The sequence below is a fragment of the Weissella sp. ESL1156 genome (genome assembly GCF_058505625.1).
In genome coordinates, this window is record NZ_CP196372.1 from 1,798,977 (window position 1) to 1,819,405 (window position 20,429).

The following is a 20,429-nucleotide window of genomic DNA, read 5'->3' on the forward strand; positions in this document are numbered from 1 at the left end:
TCTTTGTCTTATTTTTTGCACGCTTAAAAAGTTACGATTTATAATAAATATTTACAAATTGTCGTAAATTTGTTAAAATTTAAACATAAGATAAATATTTTTTTGCGAAACAAAGGAGAGTTGTATGGAAGAAAATAGACAAAGAGATCATAGCCCGACAAATGTGCAACATGGATTATCAGAATTAGAAGTGCAACAATCTCGGCAAGAATATGGTGAAAATGTGTTCAAAGAAGCACCTAAGGAATCACTGTTCTCTAAAATAAAGCGGAGTTTAAGTGATGTTGCAACCATTATTTTGATTATTGCCGCAGTTATCTCTTTGATCACTTCGATTATGCAGAATAATGGTCACTATTTTGAAAGTGTCTTGATCATTGCAATCGTTATTATTAATTCAGTATTGGCTATCTATCAAGAGGGACGTGCGGAAGCAGCTTTAGACTCCTTAAAAGATTTAGAGCAAGCTGAGGCGACAGTCAGACGTGATGGACAAGTTGTGACCATACCCATTACTGAAATCGTTGTTGGTGATATCTTAATATTAGAAAATGGTAAGCGTATTTCTGCTGATGCCAGATTAATTGAAACAAGTGAATTAAGGGTTGAAGAATCAGCACTAACCGGTGAAAGTGAAGCCATCGAAAAAGATGAAACGAAACACTCAAAGCCAGAGGACTCGTTAGGGGATCGGTTAGATGTTGTCTATCGTGGCACAGTGATTGTTAATGGACGTGGAACCGCAGAAGTCACTGCTGTTGGTATGCAAACTGAAATGGGTAAAATTGCTGGTTTGCTGGGCAATGAACAACGTGAGAAGACCCCATTACAAAACCGGTTAACGAATTTAGGTAAACGATTAAGCATCATTGCCATTTTGTCAGCGCTGATTGTGATTGGATTGGGTATTGCTTATAACGAGCCGTTGTTAACACTGTTTATGACCGCCGTTTCTTTGGCGGTGGCAGTTGTGCCAGAAACATTAATGATTATTGTGACGATTACACTTGCCTTGGGTGTTCAAAAAATGGCCAAAAGACATGCCATTGTGCGTCGTCTACCAGCAGTTGAAACTTTAGGTGCTGCTACAGTGATTGCCTCGGATAAAACGGGGACATTGACGCAAAATAAAATGACAGTACGTCGTATTTGGGATGCACAAGCTAATCAAGTGTATGATGATAAACAAATTAAAAATCAATTGTCTGACGTTTTAAAGTTTGGTGCGTTGTCAACTAATGTGACAAACCCCAATCATCAAGTCACTGGTTTGCCAACTGAAGTTGCTATGGTCAACGCATTGGGACGATATGGTGACTACGAACAGTTACAGAAAGATTATCCAAAAGTATTTGAGATACCATTTAATTCAACAAGAAAAAGAATGACAACAGTTCATCAAATTGATGATGGCTATTTAGCAGTAACAAAGGGTGCTTTTGATGTCTTGTTGCCTAAATTTCCAGAAACAATGCATCAAGCAGCAAAACAAATTAATGAACAATTTGGTGCAGATGCATTACGCGTCATTGCAGTGGGAATTGTTAAGTTACCTGAAATCAGTGACGAACCAACTGAAGAAGAACTTGAATCACATATGACATTGTTAGGGTTGATTGGTATCATTGATCCACCACGACCTGAGTCAGCAGCTGCGGTAGCTGAAGCTAGAGCTGCGGGAATTAAACCAGTAATGATTACTGGTGATCATGTTGTTACAGCAAGTGCTATTGCACGTGAAATTGGTATTCTACAAGCAGATGATCTTGCACTTTCTGGTGCAGAACTACATGAAATGTCTGATGTAGAACTTGAGAAAAATGTGACACGGTATGCAGTGTATGCACGAGTCACACCAGAAGATAAAATTCGAATTGTCAAAGCTTGGCAAAGGCGTGGTGATGTGGTTGCCATGACTGGGGATGGCGTCAATGATGCACCAGCTTTACGGAGTGCCGATGTTGGGATTGCAATGGGGGAGACTGGAACCGATGTTGCGCGTGAAGCAGCTGCAATTGTTTTAACTGATGATAATTTTGCAACAATTGTACACGCTGTTGAAACGGGACGTGGCATTTACAATAATATCCGAAAGACAATTAATTTCTTGATTAGTGCTAATATTTCAGAAATTGTTATTATTGTCGCAGCAATGCTCTTTGGTTGGGGGTCACCATTAATTGCGACACAACTACTATTTATTAATTTGGTCGCTGATGGGTTACCTGGTTTTGCGTTAAGCCGGGAACCAATTCATGATAGTGTCATGAATCAAAAACCAGTTAGTCCGAAAGCAAGTATTTTTGCCAATGGGCTGGCAAGACAGATCGTTGTTAATGTATTGCTATTTGCAGTTGTCAGTTTATTGGCACAAGGATATGGTATCTATATTGGTCAACCAGAAATTGGTAACACGATGGCGTTTATTGTCTTATCAGCAACATCAATTCTACACGTGTTTAATATTCGTAGTGATCAGTCAATGTTTAAAATTAAATTCAATGCTAATCCAATGCTAGTCATTATGGCAATCATTGCCTTGGCATTATCACTATTATTGGTTATCTTACCAGTAACACAAACACTGTTTAGCTTTGTACCACTACCAGGAACAGCATGGTTGGTGACAATTGTGTTGGCATTAGTTCCGAATATTTATTGGGAAATTGTGAAAGCAATACGTCATAAAAAATAGATTTTATTGTGTAAGAAGTTCGCCTCTTACACTTTTTTTGTTTTTTAAAAAATATAAAGGTCGTTTTTTAATAGCGATATTTCGAATATATTGCTATAAAATTAACTAAAAGTCGAACTTTTATAGAATGAATATTGAAACAAGTAACGTTTGTTGATAAAATTAATTAGGTGTTGAAAATGTATATATAGTTCGTGTTAGAGCGAATTTTTAAAAATAGGAGGCCATTATGGCAGGGATTGTAGTTGTTGGTAGTCAGTGGGGAGACGAAGGAAAAGGTAAAATTACAAATTTCATCTCACAAAATTCAGATATGGTTGTTCGTTATCAAGGTGGTAACAATGCAGGTCACACCATCTATGTGGACGGTCAAAAATTTGAATTATCTTCAGTACCATCAGGTATCTTTAATCCTAATCGATTGGCAGTTATTGGTAATGGTACGGTGGTTAATCCAAAAGCTTTACTAAGTGAACTGCGTGATATCCAAAAAAAGGGTGTTACCACTAAAAATTTGCGAATTTCTGATCGGGCTCACGTTATTTTCCCGTATCATATGCTCATTGACCAATTGGCAGATGCTAAGAAGGGGGATGGCAAGATTGGTACAACTGGTCGTGGTATTGGTCCAACGTATATGGATAAAGCAGCGCGCGTCGGAATTCGCATGATTGATTTATTAGATAAAGAAGTTCTTCATGAACGTCTAGCAAATGTATTAGCTGAAAAAAATGAATTACTAGAAAAAATCTATGATCATGAACCATATGATCTTGAAAAATTAGTGGATGAATATTATGGATACGGTCAAAAGTTACGGCCATTTATTGTTGATACAACAGTCTTAATCAATGAATATATTGATGACCACAAGCGGGTGCTCTTTGAAGGGGCGCAAGGTGCTATGCTTGATATTGATCAGGGAACGTATCCCTATGTGACATCATCATCACCAGTTGGTGGTGGTGCAACAGTGGGTGCAGGTGTCGGACCAACAAAGATTACACGGGTTGTCGGTGTTGCGAAGGCTTATACATCACGTGTCGGAGATGGCCCATTCCCAACAGAATTATTTGATGAAGTTGGGGACCGTATTCGTGAAATTGGTCATGAATATGGCGTTGTGACAAAACGACCACGGCGTATTGGGTGGTTAGATACGGTTGTACTACGCCACGCTGCAAGGATTGGTGGCTTTACACATCTTTCATTGAATAGTTTAGATGTCTTATCAGGGCTTGATACAGTAAAGTTGGCAGTTGCTTACGAATTAGATGGTAAGCAAATTTCACATTATCCAGCCAGTTTAAAGGATGTCCAACGCGTCACGCCAATTTATGAGGAATTACCAGGATGGCAAGAAGATATTACTGGCGTTAAGTCACGCGATGAGCTACCCCAAAATGCTGAAAATTATTTGAAGCGTGTGGAAGAACTGATTGGTGTACCACTATATACTTTTGCTGTTGGACCTTCAAATGAACAAACAATCATCTTATTTGATATTTGGAATGAGGACTAAGGATGACCGAAATGAGATTAGCACGCACAATTTTATCTGTTAGTGACATTGCACAAATGGTGCAACGTGTTGCAGATGAATTAAATGAAGTACTAGTTGATGTTGAACGGCCAGTATTTATCGGTGTGATGAAGGGGGCTTACATGTGGATGGCCGATTTAATGAGAGCCATGCATCGTGAGGTTGAACTTGATTATATTGACGTTTCAAGTTATGTTGGCGATCAATCAACCGGACATATTACAATTCAACGTGATTTAAAAGTTAATTTGCAAGATCGGACAGTCGTCATATTGGATGAAGTCGTTGATTCCGGTTTGACATTACGTTATCTAAAAGCTGATTTTGAAGCACGAGGAGCTAAAAAAGTCTATGTAGCGGTTGCGACAGATAAAAGACAATCGGCATCTGCTGGTGGAATCACACCTGATTTTATTGGCACGCAGGTACCCGATGAATTTTTGGTTGGTTATGGTATGGATTATAATGAATATTATCGTGCCTTACCATATGTTGCAGTACTTGAACTAACTGAATAAAAAAGTTGCTGAATAAATGTCATCATAAGATTTCAAATTTTTGAAGCAAAAGCGGTGTCCAACTAATCGTGACGTTGGACACCGCTTATTTTTTATATTTTTATCATTAAATATCGTTACAAGGTTCATCGGGCATATTCCGTTCAAGCTGAATGGTTGTATGCTGAATGTGTAAGTCATCTTGTAACATATGACCCAGGTGAGATAGTAATACCATGTCACCTGGGTCATTAACAACGAGATGAACTGTTAATGCTGTCTCAGTTGTTGAAATTCCCCAAATGTGTAAATCGTGTAAACTGATAACTTGTGGATTATCTAAGATTGCCTGTTTAACGACTTCTTCATCGATATTTTCTGGTACACCATTGAAAATCAATAAGATTGATTGTTTAAAAATATCCCAAGATGAGATAATAATGACAAAGCCGATAATGATTGAAATCATTGGATCGATCCAATACCAATTTAATAGCATGGTTAATAATCCAGCAATAACGACACCCAGTGAAACACCTGCATCAGCCATTAAGTGAACATAGGCGCCCTTGGCATTAATATCATCTTTGTGATCGCCAGCCATCGCAAAAAACTTTGCAGCCAAAAAATTAATAAGGATACCAACAGCTGACACGATCATAATAAGATTTCCAGCTGGTTCCGTGCCACCATTAACGAGTTTCACAATGGCTTCATACCAAATAACAAAAACAGCCATTAACAAAAAGAGAGCATTAATGAAACTTGCCAAAATGGTTGCATTATGCCAGCCGTATGTGTGTGTCGATGTGGCACGCAACCCAAAAACGGCCACGGCTGCCCATGCTAAAATTAATGAAGCAACATCACTGATACTATGTAAAGCATCAGCAAAAAGGGCAGTTGAATGGGCATAGTGTGCAAATATCATTTCAACAATGATGAAGAGCGTATTGAGAATAATACCTGTTAGATAAGGTAATTGCCTTTTTGGAACGCCTGCATGCTCATGGTGATTATGCATATTATAATTTTTCCTCCAAGTGTTTTGTTGCTAAAGCAATAATTAACCGAATATGATCATCTTTTAAAGCATAAAAGACTTGCTTACCATGTTTATGAGAATCAACAATGTCGGCCTGTTTCAACATTTTTAATTGTTGCGATATATTTGATTGCGAATAGCCAGTTGCGTTAACGAAATCTGAGACGTTTTGTTCATGATTGACTAATATTTTTAGTATCTTCAATCGTAGAACATTCGAAAATAATTTAAAAAATTCTGATAATTGTTCATCCATAAATATATTATAAATCGTTAATATGTTTTTGAAAAGTCATTCTGTTATTAAATTTTAAATTAGTTGATTAGTCAATTTTTTATCAATATAGTTCATATGATGAAAGTATGTTGGTTGAAAAGTAATGATATAATGAAATTTTAATATATTAATTAGATAATAAAAAAGCACAAACAAAACGGAAGAAATCGTTTGTCTGTGACTGGATTGTATTTATATTTGCTGTAAGAAAATGACCATAATGGTGATAGTCTGTAGCACTGTAAAAAATATCATGCGATAACGTTGTTTCAAATTGAAATTAATCAGCACCATCCAAGTAAAGACGATAATGATTGTTGTTAGAATTGTCCAAAAATTCCAAGGTAATGCTAAAACATTCAACAATAAAATAAAACCAAATATTAAAGAAGTTAGTCGTTTATTGCGGCCTTCTGTCACAAATAGACTACTCATGAAATAGAGATAACTAAAAAATAGTGGCAATAAACTCAGGATAAAAGGCTCAGTTAAATACGTATTCTGTTGATAAAAAATGACCACAGGCATGACAAGGGTTGCAACACCAGAATATAATATTAGGCCAAGAATATTTTGCAAGTTTAATAATGGTATGTTGATTAATAGTAACGAGATTGGGAGTAACGCGAGCAACATGACCTGTTGTCCGGTAAATTGTTTATATAGAAAATATAAAAATAAGAGCGGAATTAAGATAACGATATAATTGATCCAACGAGAGAAACCATGGTTAAAAGTTAAAAAGATTGCAATAGCTAAGATAAGACTATAAGTCATTAGTAGCGGGTTGTGTTGCCATTGACCACCAGCAAGATTGTTTGAATAAATTAACGGGTATACCCACCAAACGATATTTTGAGCAATGACGCTGACAATTAAGGCAATCCATTGCATTTCTTTTAAACGCGATGATGTTTTTAGACGGCGTTGACGAGTCATTGGCTGATTATTAACAGGCGCCTCTTTAAGCTGGTTTAAACGAGATACATTATCATGAGAATCTATATTCATAAGAATGCCTTTCTAAAAAAATTGTAAGAACTCACTACATTATTGTAGCAAACTAACCGTTTACTTGGGAGTTTGATATAATATTTTGAGTATTATTTTGTCGAATTAGTGAAATGGAGTAATAACATGCAGACAATCATCGAATTAATAAACAAGTATCGAATGCAAATTATGTATTTGATATTTGGTGGTTTAACCACATTAGTCAGTATCATTGTGTATGCTGGTGCACGCTGGGCACATTTATCAATAAATGGCGCCTACCTTTTAGCCTGGCTACTGAGTGTATTGTTTGCTTATTTAACAAATCGAAAATGGGTATTTGATAGTCAAACATCAGGCTTTATTAATATTTTACTGGAAATGTTTAAATTTTTCTTTGCTCGAATAGCAACTGGTGTGATAGGATACATCATCTTGCAATTTGGTGTACAGATGTTGCATCAAAACGATATGCTTTGGAATATTATTCAGAATATTTTTGTGATAGTTTCCAATTATGTTTTAAGTAAAGTAATGATATTTAGGTTAAAGGAGAAGATTAAAAAATGACAATTAAATTAATTGCAACAGATATGGATGGTACATTATTACGAGATGATCGAACGTTTGATTACGCACGTATGGAAGATTTATTGGACGAATTAGATTCAAAAGGCATTCGTTTTGTTGCAGCAAGTGGTAACCAATATAAGCAATTACGTTCATATTTTAATCCGATTAATCCTGATCGTGTTACTTACGTTTCTGATAATGGTGCGTTAGTCATGAATCATGACGAAGTGATTGCTGAATCAAGTATTACTCGTGAACAAATTGATCGGGTCATCGATTGGAATAATAGTGTCAATCCTGATATGGCTAACCTGATTGTTTTATCAGGGCACAATGGCGCCTATGTCTCTAATCATGCGACACCTGAAATTATTAGTATGGTAAAACAATTTTATCCAGTTGTTCATCAAGTTGAAAAATTTAAAGATATTGATGATAATATTTTTCGTTTCACATTTGTTTGGGAACAAGGGATTGATGTGCATCAACATATTCAACAGTTACGAGCAGCATTTGGTGAGGAATTGCACACAACGGGGTCTGGCTTTGGTACGGTTGATATTTTAGCACCAGGTGTGAATAAACGAACAGGTCTTGAAGAATTAGGGGAAATATGGGGCATTAAACCTGAAGAAATGGCAGCGTTTGGTGATAATGGTAATGATTTAGAGATGTTAAGATATGTTAAATATCCATTTGTCATGCCAAATGCAGAAGATTTTATGAAGGTGCGTGTCAATAATCTTGCCGTTAATGATAATAATCATAATGGTGTGTTGGATACCATTGAGGCATTGTTAGCTGGTGCTTTTGATGATAATACAAACAAAATTTTTGATAAATAATGGCTAATGCCTAAATCTAAAGACACAAACTGGTATAATGTATAAGGTTATGATGTGGTTTATATTTTCATATTCATAGTGATTATTTGTCAAATAGCGGAGGAAAAATCGTGTTTTTTAATGATCGACATGAGGAAGATACTGATGAGCAAACCATTATGCTTAATCAGCAACAGATTCCAAATCATATTGCAATTATCATGGATGGTAACGGCCGATGGGCGAAACGTCGAAACTTACCACGAGTTGCTGGACATCAACGTGGTATGGAAGTTGTAAAAGATATAACAAAAGTTGCCAGTGATTTAGGCGTTAAAGTGCTCACATTGTACGCATTTTCAACTGAAAACTGGAAACGACCAGAAACTGAAGTGGGTTTTTTGATGAAGTTACCTGGTAAATTTTTTGACACATTTGTACCTGAGCTTGTGGCAAATAATGTTCGTGTAAATGTGATTGGCTATGTTGATCAGTTACCTAGTTTCACGCAAAAAGCAGTTAATAATGCAATTGCGCAGACTGCAAATAATACAGGCATGGTATTGAATTTTGCTCTTAACTATGGTGGACGCTCTGAAATTGTCTCGGGTGTGCAAAAAATTGCTAAACAAGTCGCCAGTGGTGCATTAGCACCTGATGCAATTGATGAAGACATGATGAGTCGAGCCATGATGACGGCAAGTTTAAAGGATTACGCTGATCCCGATTTATTGATTCGAACAAGTGGTGAAGAGCGTTTATCAAATTTCTTGTTATGGCAAGTTGCCTATGCTGAATTTGTTTTTGTTAATGAACATTGGCCTGATTTTACACCAACCGTATTCAAACGCGCGATTTTAACATATCAATCACGTCACCGTCGATTTGGTGGCTTGACAGAAAATAAGAGTGATAAAAAATAGGAGAAAAAGATCATGAAGACACGAGTCATTACGGCAGTGGTTGCGTTAGCCATTTTTGTTCCGATTTTGATTGCAGGTGGTATTTGGATTCAGATCGCAGCATCAGTACTAGCTGTCGTTGCCGCATCAGAAGTTGTTTTGATGCGCCGCACATTGTTAGTTGATTTTGGGGCGATCCTAACGATGTTAGGGGCCTTGATTATGACGTTACCAACAGGTATCTGGCAAAAAATTGAGTTACCAGTGACGTTACAACGGTCGTCAATGCTTTATATATTCGTTATATTAATGTTATTGCATACGGTTATTGCACGTAATAAATTTAATTTTGAAGATGCGGGCGTATTTACACTTACAATGATGTATGTTGGTATGGGCTTTGGTATGATGGTAACTGCCAGAGCTGCTGGGTTTGCTACGTTGATGTATGCTTTTTTAATCGTTTGGATTACCGATTCAGGTGCTTACCTAGTTGGTCGTAAACTTGGTAAACATAAATTAACGGCCATTTCCCCAAATAAAACATGGGAGGGTTCAATTGGCGGTAGTGTTATCGCCGTGGTTGTCGCTGCGATTTATACATACTTTTTCCCACAAACTTACAATTGGGGAATCATGCTAGTCATTAGTGTTATTTTGTCAGTCGCAGGTCAATTCGGTGACTTGATTGAATCAGCATTAAAACGTTTTTACCATGTGAAAGATTCTGGTACAGTATTGCCGGGACATGGTGGCATTTTAGATAGATTTGACTCAATGTTGATTGTGTTACCATTAATGTATTTGTTAGGTGTATTTTAATTATAAGGTCAAAGAGCGTGTGACAAAAGACGGTTTGAAGCCGATTGTTACAGTAAGACTTCAGTCTTTTGGAACATGTTTAAAGGCGCTAATCTATCAATCAAAATTGATAGATTAGCGCCTTTTTCAGCTGATCATAACGACTTATGTCTCAGCCCCTTACCAGTTTTAACCATAAATTATAGAACAAATTATCCTTTCGCCCTGTTTTTATTGTATACTAGCCCTACTTAGACTAGGGACGGAGAAAAGAATGACAGCGATTATTACATTTATTATTGTTTTTGGTGTTATCGTCATTGTTCACGAATTTGGCCATTTTTATTTTGCGAAGAAATCAGGTGTTCGTGTACGAGAATTTGCGATAGGAATGGGACCAAAATTACTACAGACGCAGCATAATGGGACAACTTATACTTGGCGAATTCTCCCAGTTGGTGGTTATGTGCGTATGGCTGGCCGTGGCGATACAGATGAAGAACCAATTCAACCAGGAATGTCAGTAACGGTTGTCGTTGTTGACGAAGTGATTACTCGTATTAATTTATCTGAGCAAGAAGAATTGGTCGGTGGTCGTACAATCACGGTCAATCGAGTTGATTTGGTAGATGATATGTTCATTGAAGGCTATTGGTCGGATAGTGATGAACTTGTTCGGGTACCTGTAGATCATGATGCGTCAATTATTGAGGCAGATGGCACGAAGGTATTGGTTGCGCCACGAGATACGCACATTGAATCCGCAAAATTATGGCAACGTGCTCTGATAAATTTTGCCGGACCAATGAATAATTTTATCTTGACATTATTGTTATTTATTGGATTAGCTTTCATGTTACCTGGTGTTTCAACAACAACAATTGATCAAGTTGCAAAAGATTCACCAGCTGCCATGGTTGGTTTACGTCATAATGATACGATTACTGAAATTAATGGTAAGCGGGTGACTTCATGGCAAAACATGCAGAATACCATTCAATTGTTACCAGATCAACGCGTGGTACTAACTTATGAACGTCAAGGACACACAAAACAAGCCATTCTAGAGCCACATGGTATTAAAAATGGGGGGATGGTCATTGGTCAAATTGGTGTGACTTCAAAACAAACAACAGCCATTAGTGCTCGGTTACGTTATGGGTTCCAAGCAACAGGCCAATCAATGACTCAAATTTTTAGAGCGATTAAAAATCTTGTACAAGGTTTCTCGTTAAATAAATTAGGCGGACCGGTGGCAATATATAAAAATACTTCTGAAGTAAGTCGGATGGGAATTTTAGCAATTATTTCATTTATGGCATGGTTATCAGTGAACCTTGGCATGATGAATTTACTACCAATTCCTGGCCTAGATGGTGGCAAGTTATTGTTAAATGCAGTTGAAGCAATCATTAGACGACCAGTACCAGAAAAAGCGGAATTGACAGTGACTTTGATTGGTGTTGGGTTATTGTTTATTTTAATGATTGCTGTGACAGGTAACGATATTTTGCGGTATTTTATTAAGTGACCCTGTGCTGGAAAATGCTGTTGGTAGACAAATGTGGTAAGATAGAAAAAGAATTTTAATGTGCTTTTAAGCACAAAGATTAGGAATGGGTATAATTCATGAAACAATCAAAAGTTTTTATTCCAACGTTACGTGAAACACCAGCTGATGCCGAAGTTATTTCACACCAAATGATGTTACGTGCCGGCTATGTACGTCAAGTAACTGCCGGTGTATATGCATATCTACCATTAGCACAGCGTGTACTAAATAAAATTAATACAATTATTCGTGAAGAAATGGCAAAAATTGATGCTGTTGAAATGACTGCACCAGTTCTTTTGCCTGCTGAATTGTGGCAAGAATCAGGCCGTTATGAAACTTATGGACCAAATTTATTTAAATTAAGGAATCGTCATGGTCGTGATATGATTTTAGGCCCAACACATGAAGAGACAATGACAACCTTGATTCGTGACGATATTAAATCTTATAAACGATTACCACTAACGTTATATCAAATTCAAACCAAATTGCGTGATGAGGATCGACCACGTTTTGGTGTTTTACGTGGTCGTGAGTTTATTATGAAGGATGCGTATTCATTTTCTATAGATGAAGCTGGTCTAGATGAAGCTTACAAGAAAATGGAATCTGCATATGTTAATATTTTTAATCGGGTTGGTTTAAATTATCGTGTTATTGTTGGTGATGCGGGTGCCATGGGTGGTTCTGATTCAAAAGAATTTTCTGCACCAGCAGCTGCTGGTGAAGATACAATTGCATATTCTGATGAATCAGATTATGCAGCTAATTTGGAAATGGCAAAAGATTTATATACACCTAATAAGTCACATGCACCATTAGCTGAATTACAAAAAATTGCAACGCCTGAAGTGGCAACGATTGCTGAATTAGCCAATTACTTACAGACGTCAGCTGACCAATTGGTTAAGACGTTGTTTATGATGGCTGATAATCAACCTGTTATGATTTTGGTACGTGGGGATTATGAAGTTAACGAAGTAAAGGTTCAAAATTATTTACATGCTAATGAGCTCCGCTTGGCAACAGAAGATGAAGCACAACAATATTTAGGCGCACCATTTGGCTCATTGGGTCCTGTTGGTGTTGGTGAAGATGTCAAAATCATTGCTGATGAGTGGGTAACTGATATGGTTAATCTGGTTGTTGGTGGTAATGAAGCTGGCTTCCATTATCTTAATGCAAATGTTGATCGAGATTTCCGAATAGATGAAGTTGCCGACGTGCGTATTGCACGTGAGGGTGATCCTGCAATTGATAACAAAGGTCATTTACAGTTTACTAAGGGAATTGAAATTGGACACATTTTTAAATTGGGTACACGGTACTCTAAAACAATGGGTGCACAAGTATTGGACGCAAATGGACGTCAAGCTGATATTATTATGGGATCATACGGTATAGGTGTTTCACGCTTGCTAGCGGCGATTGCTGAACAGAACGCTGATGAAAACGGTTTGTCATGGCCAGCAGCTGTTGCACCATGGGATGTGCATTTGGTACCAATTAAGTATAAAAATGAAGCGCAAGCACAATTAACGGATGAATTAAATGATCGTTTAACGGCTGCTGGTTATGAAGTGCTGTTAGATGACCGTAATGAACGTCCGGGAGTAAAATTTGCAGATTCAGATCTTATTGGTTTGCCAGTACGAGTAACAGTTGGTAAGAAAGCTAGTGAAGGTATCGTTGAAGTGAAACTTCGTCAAGCAGATGAGGCAATTGAAGTGCGAGCTGAAGAACTTGTACCAACGCTTCAAGTATTTTTGAATGGCCATAAAGATTAAATCAATTGAATGACTTTATATTTGTTTTAAGATTTTAGCTTTATAGTATAACTATCGATGAGGGATACAGAGATGTCCTATCGATGCCCATAATGATTACTCATAACCTAGCAGGAATGCCCGTTCCTGCAACTACTCCTTAAATTGGTATATGTGAGTATACCTTTTGATAATAAAGTTGGAAGCCCATCCAGTTTTATTAGTGATAATGACGCAGCATGATGTGTTGTTTATTATCTTAAGAGGAAGCAACTAGCCCGTTGCTTCCTCTTTTTTGTATTTGTCTAATCAATTAATCGTTTTGATATTTTCATGACGCCTGGACAATGTATAATAGCAATAGATTGTAAAAGTAACGAAAGGGGCTATAAGTGATGGCGTTGAACCCGCAAGAACAATTTCAAGTATTGTTACAACAGTTGCAATATGAGGAGGTGCCCAGCACTTTCCAAGCAGCAGCTTTAACGAAACTAACGATCCATAAGAAATCACGAATTTGGCAATTTCACCTATCATTACCAAAATTACCAGATGTGACAACTTTAGCAACGTTAATTAATAAACTACAAACGACATTTGCAAATATTGCAAGCATTCAATATGAGATTAATCTCGTAAAACAACCTGAATTGACCCAAATTGTTGATTATTGGCGTTGGATTTTACAACAACATCAAAATGAACCAGGTGCTTTCCAACGAGCATTTGATCAAATCATGCCAGAAATACATGATAATCAATTGATATTACGTTTTGATTCACAAGCTTGGGCTAATTATGCCCAACAAACTGGATTGACGTTAATTCAACAAAGTTATCAACAAATTGGTGTGAGCGGTCAACTACCATTTCAAATTCATGTTGATGATGAGTTGGTTGCTCAGTCACAAGCAGAAGCCATGGCACAACGGGCATCACAAGATGAACAATTAGCACAATTAGCCCAAGTGCAATTAGAGCAGGCTGCAAAGCATCGACAGACAAGTAATCACGGGCATACTAGTCATGGTGGTAATAATTTAGGCCGCAAGATTGCGAATGATGCTGAAATTACTGAGATGGTCGACATTATTGATGAAGAACGTTCAGTAATTGTCGAAGGCTATGTGTTTGATGCTGAAGTAAAAATTTTAAAATCTGAACGCCAATTACTAACGATGAAGGTCACGGACTATACGAGTTCATTTATCTTGAAAAAATTTTCACGTGATGAAAATGATGAAGCATTTTTTGCTAATATTAAAGCAGGCATGTGGATTCGTGCCCGTGGACCAGTGCAACAGGATGATTTTTTACACGACCTAACGATGATGGCGTACGATATTCAAATAGTTAGTCATGAACCACGTCATGAAAATTATGAAGGTGATCGTAAACGAATTGAATTACATACACATTCATTAATGTCGACGATGGATGCGACAAACGGCATTAAAGATTATGTAAAACAAGCTAGTGACTGGGGAATGGATGCAATTGCCATCACAGATACTGCTGGAGCTCAGGCTTTTCCAGAAGCAGCTTCATCTGCAGCAACGAATAATATTAAAATGATTTATGGTGTTGAAATAAATCTCGTTGAAGATGGTGAACCAATTATCTTTAACCCGGCACATATTGAGTTGGCTGATGCAGAATATGTGGTATTTGATGTGGAAACAACGGGTTTGTCAGCAGCATATGATAAAGTTATCGAATTATCAGCTGTTAAAATGGTAAAGGGTAACGTTACGGCTGAATTTTCAGAATTTATTGATCCAGGTTTTCCGTTGAGTGAAACAACGGTTAATTTGACATCAATTACTGATGATATGGTGCATGGTTCTAAATCAGAAAAGGACGTTTTTACGGCCTTTCGAGAGTTTTATGGTGATGCAATTTTAGTTGGTCACAATGTGACATTTGATATGGGCTTTATGAACGAAGGATATGAGCGTCATGGTATGGGGGTTATTACTAATCCTGTGATTGATACCCTGACATTAGCGCGTTTCTTATATCCAAATATGCGTTCATATCGTTTAAATACTCTGGCAAAGCATTTTGGGGTAGTACTAGAACAACATCACCGGGCGATTTTTGACTCTGAGACAACGGGGCATTTAAATCGGATATTTTTGGAAGAAGCTCGCAAGTCTTACGGTATTACGCATGCAGACCAATTAAATGATCATATGACAGATAATGATGCCTGGCGACACGGCCGGCCAAATCACGCTGTAATCTTGATTAAAAACCAAACTGGCGTTAAAAATTTATATAAATTAATTTCTGAATCTAATGTTCATTATCTTTATCGTAATCCACGAGTACCACGTTCTGTGTTAAATAAATATCGTGATGGGTTATTATTGGGAACTGGTGATAGTTCAGGAGAATTCTGGGAAGCCCTCATGCAAAAAGGGTATGCAGCAGCAAAAGCAAAAGCAAAGTATTACGATTATATTGAAATTCAGCCTTCACCTAATTACGCACCTCAAATTGAAGGTGAACTCATTAAGGATGAGGCGAGATTACGTGAATTAATGATGCAGGCTGTTAAAATTGGTAATGAGTTGAATAAGCCAGTTGTCGTCACGGGAGATGTGCACTATCTTAATCCAGAAGATGCCATTTATCGTAAAATTTTGGTAAGTTCACAAGGTGGTGCTAATCCATTAAATCGTTATGCTTTACCTGAACTACATTTTAGGACAACACAAGAAATCTTAGATGATTTTAGTTGGATGGACGCTGAACTTGCTAAGCAGTTGGTGATTGATAATACTCATGTTGTTGCGGATATGATTGATGATGTTGAAGCAATCAAAACAGGTAATTATCCACCTAATATGCCAACCGCTAATGATGAAATTCGTCAAAAATCTTACGAAACGGCTTATCGCATGTATGGTAATCCTTTACCAGAAATTGTTGAAGCAAGAATCGAGCAAGAACTTAATTCAATTATTAAAAACGGGTTCGCAGTTATTTATTTAGTTGCACAGCGATTAGTTGCGAAATCAAATAAAGATGGATATTTGGTAGGCTCTCGTGGGTCAGTTGGTTCATCTTTGATTGCTTTATTGATTGGGATTACTGAAGTTAATGCATTGCCGCCACACTACCGTAGTGTTAATGGTGATTATGTTGAATTTGTGAACCCACGTGATTATGAGTCGGGTTATGATTTGCCTGAAAAATATAGTCCAATTGATGGTACGAAGCTGATTGGGGACGGCCATAACATTCCGTTTGAAACTTTCTTAGGCTTTAAAGGAAACAAGGTGCCAGATATTGATCTGAATTTCTCAGGTGATTATCAGCCATTTGCGCATAATTATATGAAATCACTGTTTGGTGAAAATAACGTTTTTCGTGCTGGAACGATTGCGACGGTTGCAGATAAAACCGCTTTTGGCTATGTTAAGGCGTACGAACGTGATCATGATAAACAGTATCGAGGTGCAGAAGTTGAACGACTAGCAATGGGAGCGACTGGTGTTAAAAGAACAACTGGACAACATCCTGCTGGTATTTTGATTGTGCCTGATGATATGGAAATTTATGATTTCACGCCAATTCAATATCCGGCTGATGATTTATCAGCAACTTGGCGAACAACGCATTTCGATTTTCATTCTATTCACGATAATATTTTAAAGATGGACATCTTAGGGCATGATGATCCCACAATGATTCGTGCTTTGCAAGATATGTCAGGAATTGATCCAACGACCATTCCAATGAATGATCCGGGCGTGATGAGTTTATTTTCTTCACCAGAAATACTAGGTGTTACCGAGGAACAAATTTTTTCTAAAACAGGGACATTAGGTGTGCCAGAGTTTGGAACTGCGTTTGTTCGAGGAATGTTAGAAGAAACGCATCCTAAAAATTATTCAGAATTATTGCAAATTTCTGGTCTATCGCATGGAACTGATGTTTGGCGTGGAAATGCCGATGAATTGATTGAACGGGGTGTGGCAACAATTGGTACTGTTATTGGAACCCGTGATAAAATTATGACCGATTTAATCAATTATGGTGTTAATCCTGAGTCATCATTTCAGATTATGGAGAAAGTTCGAAAAGGTAAGGGAATTACGGATGAATATCAAGCGGAGATGCGTGCAGCAGGTGTTCCTGAATGGTATATTGACTCTGGCTTAAAGATTAAGTATATGTTTCCAAGGGCGCATGCGGCAGCATATGTTTTAATGGCATTACGGATTGCTTATTTTAAAGTTTACTTCCCGACTCTGTATTACGCAGCTTATTTTTCAGTGCGTGCTAGCAATTTTGATATCGTTGCGATGTCACGGGGACTAAATAGCACTAAAGCAAAAATTATGGAGATTAAACATCAAGGTAATGATGCTTCTGCAAAGGATAAGGATTTGTTAACAGTACTTGAGATCGCGAATGAAGCATTAGAGCGAGGAATTGATTTCAGTATGGTTGATCTTTATAAATCAGACTCTGATGCTTGGTTAATTGATGGCAACACGTTAATTGCACCATTCAATTCTGTACCTGGTTTAGGCGATAATGTTGCGAAACGGATTATTGCCGCCAGAGCAGAAGGAGAATTTTTGTCTAAAGAAGACCTTGCACAAAGAGGAGGTATTTCGAAAACATTATTACAGTTTTTGGATGAAAATGGTGTTTTGAATGGCATGCCTGATGAAAATCAATTGGCGCTTTTCTAAAATGGATTGTTAAACATAATTAGTGAAATAGGGTACGGCGTAAGGTTATTATTGTCTTTGACAACATATTTAAGAGGTTGTCAATCTACCAGTATTAAACAAGGTAGATTGACACCTCTTTTTTTATTTACCAAAAGTTACTTTTTGTCTAAAGTTTTCCTAGTATCATTCGCATGTATTCTTGTATCGATGCGATGAATTGATGAACGTTATTATTTTTAATAAAATTTAAAAAGTAGTGATATTTGGAAAAAATATTGACTTTATTTATTGAAGTGTGTAACATTAATCGAGTTGGCAGTTACAAGGTTCAAATTTATGGCATGAGTAAATATTATTTGGTAATATTAAAAGTGTTGACAAGTTGAATTTGTTTCTGTAACTTAGATTAAGTTGTCAGTAAGACAACGAAATGTTGATCATTGAAAACTGAATATCGTTTCGATGAAACAAATGTGTAGGGTCATCAAGCAATTTTCTTGATACAAAAACATTTGCGAAGTCAATTCGCTAATAAATTCGTTTAACTTCTGTTAAACAACAAAAAACAATTGAGTGATACTCAAACTTTTAAAATGAGAGTTTGATCCTGGCTCAGGATGAACGCTGGCGGCGTGCCTAATACATGCAAGTCGAACGCTTTGCCTTTAAATGAAATGACGAGCTTGCTCAGATTTGATTTTATCTGACAAAGAGTGGCGAACGGGTGAGTAACACGTGGGTAACCTACCTCTTAGCAGGGGATAACATTTGGAAACAAGTGCTAATACCGTATAATACCAACAACCGCATGGTTGTTGGTTGAAAGATGGTTCTGCTATCACTAAGAGATGGACCCGCGGTGCATTAGCTAGTTGGTAAGGTAAAGGCTTACCAAGGCCATGATGCATAGCCGAGTTGAGAGACTGATCGGCCACAATGGGACTGAGACACGGCCCATACTCCTACGGGAGGCAGCAGTAGGGAATCTTCCACAATGGGCGCAAGCCTGATGGAGCAACGCCGCGTGTGTGATGAAGGGTTTCGGCTCGTAAAACACTGTTATAAGAGAAGAACGGCACTGAGAGTAACTGTTCAGTGTGTGACGGTATCTTACCAGAAAGGAACGGCTAAATACGTGCCAGCAGCCGCGGTAATACGTATGTTCCAAGCGTTATCCGGATTTATTGGGCGTAAAGCGAGCGCAGACGGTTATTTAAGTCTGAAGTGAAAGCCCTCAGCTCAACTGAGGAATGGCTTTGGAAACTGGATGACTTGAGTGCAGTAGAGGAAAGTGGAACTCCATGTGTAGCGGTGAAATGCGTAGATATATGGAAGAACACCAGTGGCGAAGGCGGCTTTCTGGACTGTAACTGACGTTGAGGCTCGAAAGTGTGGGTAGCAAACAGGATTAGATACCCTGGTAGTCCACACCGTAAACGATGAGTGCTAGATGTTCGAGGGTTTCCGCCCTTGAGTGTCGTAGCTAACGCATTAAGCACTCCGCCTGGGGAGTACGACCGCAAGGTTGAAACTCAAAGGAATTGACGGGGACCCGCACAAGCGGTGGAGCATGTGGTTTAATTCGAAGCAACGCGAAGAACCTTACCAGGTCTTGACATCCCTTGCTAATCCTAGAAATAGGATGTTCCCTTCGGGGACAAGGTGACAGGTGGTGCATGGTTGTCGTCAGCTCGTGTCGTGAGATGTTGGGTTAAGTCCCGCAACGAGCGCAACCCTTATTATTAGTTGCCAGCATTCAGTTGGGCACTCTAGTGAGACTGCCGGTGACAAACCGGAGGAAGGTGGGGATGACGTCAAATCATCATGCCCCTTATGACCTGGGCTACACACGTGCTACAATGGCATATACAACGAGTCGCCAACCCGCGAGGGTGCGCTAATCTCTTAAAGTATGTCTCAGTTCGGATTGTAGGCTGCAACTCGCCTACATGAAGTCGGAATCGCTAGTAATCGCGGATCAGCACGCCGCGGTGAATACGTTCCCGGGTCTTGTACACACCGCCCGTCACACCATGAGAGTTTGTAACACCCAAAGCCGGTGGGGTAACCTTTTAGGAGCCAGCCGTCTAAGGTGGGACAGATGATTAGGGTGAAGTCGTAACAAGGTAGCCGTAGGAGAACCTGCGGCTGGATCACCTCCTTTCTAAGGAAAATCGGAAACCTACACAGTCAACGAAACGATATTTAGTTTTGAGTGATTAACACTCAATATTAGTTCTTTGAAAACTGAATCATAATTGTAA

At 38.1% G+C, this 20,429-nt stretch carries 13 protein-coding genes and 1 rRNA gene; 11 read left to right on the plus strand and 3 right to left on the minus strand.

Going from position 1 to position 20,429, the window contains the following annotated elements; genetic code table 11:
* Positions 1-124 precede the first annotated feature (124 nt).
* The 3 genes from ACSKY2_RS08990 to ACSKY2_RS09000 all read left to right on the plus strand — a co-directional run bounded on the left by ACSKY2_RS08990 (position 125) and on the right by ACSKY2_RS09000 (position 4,756).
* The gene (locus ACSKY2_RS08990; RefSeq protein ID WP_489877521.1) at positions 125-2,695 is read left to right on the plus strand and encodes a cation-translocating P-type ATPase; all 2,571 of its coding nucleotides are present in this window, start codon (positions 125-127) and stop codon (positions 2,693-2,695) included.
* A 229-nt stretch (positions 2,696-2,924) separates the two neighbouring features.
* Positions 2,925-4,217 (plus strand): adenylosuccinate synthase, encoded by a 1,293-nt coding sequence (locus tag ACSKY2_RS08995; RefSeq protein WP_489877522.1) that lies wholly within the window; start codon positions 2,925-2,927, stop codon positions 4,215-4,217.
* An 11-nt stretch (positions 4,218-4,228) separates the two neighbouring features.
* Complete coding sequence (locus tag ACSKY2_RS09000) at positions 4,229-4,756, plus strand: phosphoribosyltransferase (RefSeq protein ID WP_489840077.1); 528 nt, start codon at positions 4,229-4,231, stop codon at positions 4,754-4,756.
* 106 nt (positions 4,757-4,862) lie between these two features.
* Here ACSKY2_RS09000 and ACSKY2_RS09005 read toward each other — a convergent pair whose 3' ends face one another.
* The 3 genes from ACSKY2_RS09005 to ACSKY2_RS09015 all read right to left on the minus strand — a co-directional run bounded on the left by ACSKY2_RS09005 (position 4,863) and on the right by ACSKY2_RS09015 (position 7,068).
* Entirely contained in the window at positions 4,863-5,759 is an 897-nt protein-coding gene (locus ACSKY2_RS09005) for a cation diffusion facilitator family transporter (RefSeq protein WP_489877524.1), read from the minus strand.
* A gap of 1 nt (position 5,760) precedes the next feature.
* The gene (locus tag ACSKY2_RS09010; RefSeq protein ID WP_489840075.1) at positions 5,761-6,036 is read right to left on the minus strand and encodes an ArsR/SmtB family transcription factor; all 276 of its coding nucleotides are present in this window, start codon (positions 6,034-6,036) and stop codon (positions 5,761-5,763) included.
* Between the two features lie 213 nt (positions 6,037-6,249).
* On the minus strand, positions 6,250-7,068 hold the full coding sequence (locus tag ACSKY2_RS09015) for a hypothetical protein (protein WP_489877525.1): 819 nt from the start codon (positions 7,066-7,068) through the stop codon (positions 6,250-6,252).
* Between the two features lie 126 nt (positions 7,069-7,194).
* On the opposite strand from ACSKY2_RS09015, the gene ACSKY2_RS09020 reads away from it, so the two are divergent.
* The 8 genes from ACSKY2_RS09020 to ACSKY2_RS09055 all read left to right on the plus strand — a co-directional run bounded on the left by ACSKY2_RS09020 (position 7,195) and on the right by ACSKY2_RS09055 (position 20,329).
* Positions 7,195-7,620 carry a GtrA family protein gene (locus ACSKY2_RS09020; RefSeq protein ID WP_489840073.1) on the plus strand — a complete coding sequence of 142 codons (426 nt, stop codon included), beginning with the start codon at positions 7,195-7,197 and terminating at the stop codon, positions 7,618-7,620.
* Positions 7,617-8,468 carry a Cof-type HAD-IIB family hydrolase gene (locus tag ACSKY2_RS09025; protein WP_489877526.1) on the plus strand — a complete coding sequence of 284 codons (852 nt, stop codon included), beginning with the start codon at positions 7,617-7,619 and terminating at the stop codon, positions 8,466-8,468. Before ACSKY2_RS09020 ends, ACSKY2_RS09025 begins: the two co-directional genes overlap by 4 nt.
* Before the next feature lie 110 nt (positions 8,469-8,578).
* Positions 8,579-9,370, plus strand: coding sequence for an undecaprenyl pyrophosphate synthase (gene uppS, locus ACSKY2_RS09030; protein ID WP_489840071.1), 792 nt, complete (start codon positions 8,579-8,581; stop codon positions 9,368-9,370).
* Positions 9,371-9,382: 12 nt separating this feature from the next.
* A complete protein-coding gene (locus tag ACSKY2_RS09035) occupies positions 9,383-10,171 on the plus strand; it encodes a phosphatidate cytidylyltransferase (protein ID WP_489877527.1) in 789 nt (262 codons plus the stop codon).
* Positions 10,172-10,424: 253 nt separating this feature from the next.
* Positions 10,425-11,681, plus strand: a complete 1,257-nt coding sequence (gene rseP / locus ACSKY2_RS09040) for an RIP metalloprotease RseP (protein WP_489840069.1) — start codon at positions 10,425-10,427, stop codon at positions 11,679-11,681.
* A 98-nt stretch (positions 11,682-11,779) separates the two neighbouring features.
* Positions 11,780-13,492: a proline--tRNA ligase gene (locus ACSKY2_RS09045; protein WP_489877528.1), complete on the plus strand. Its 1,713-nt coding sequence runs from the start codon at positions 11,780-11,782 to the stop codon at positions 13,490-13,492.
* 374 nt (positions 13,493-13,866) lie between these two features.
* Positions 13,867-18,183 (plus strand): PolC-type DNA polymerase III, encoded by a 4,317-nt coding sequence (locus ACSKY2_RS09050; RefSeq protein WP_489877529.1) that lies wholly within the window; start codon positions 13,867-13,869, stop codon positions 18,181-18,183.
* A 571-nt stretch (positions 18,184-18,754) separates the two neighbouring features.
* Positions 18,755-20,329, plus strand: a 16S ribosomal RNA gene (locus tag ACSKY2_RS09055).
* The last annotated feature ends 100 nt before the right edge of the window (positions 20,330-20,429 follow it).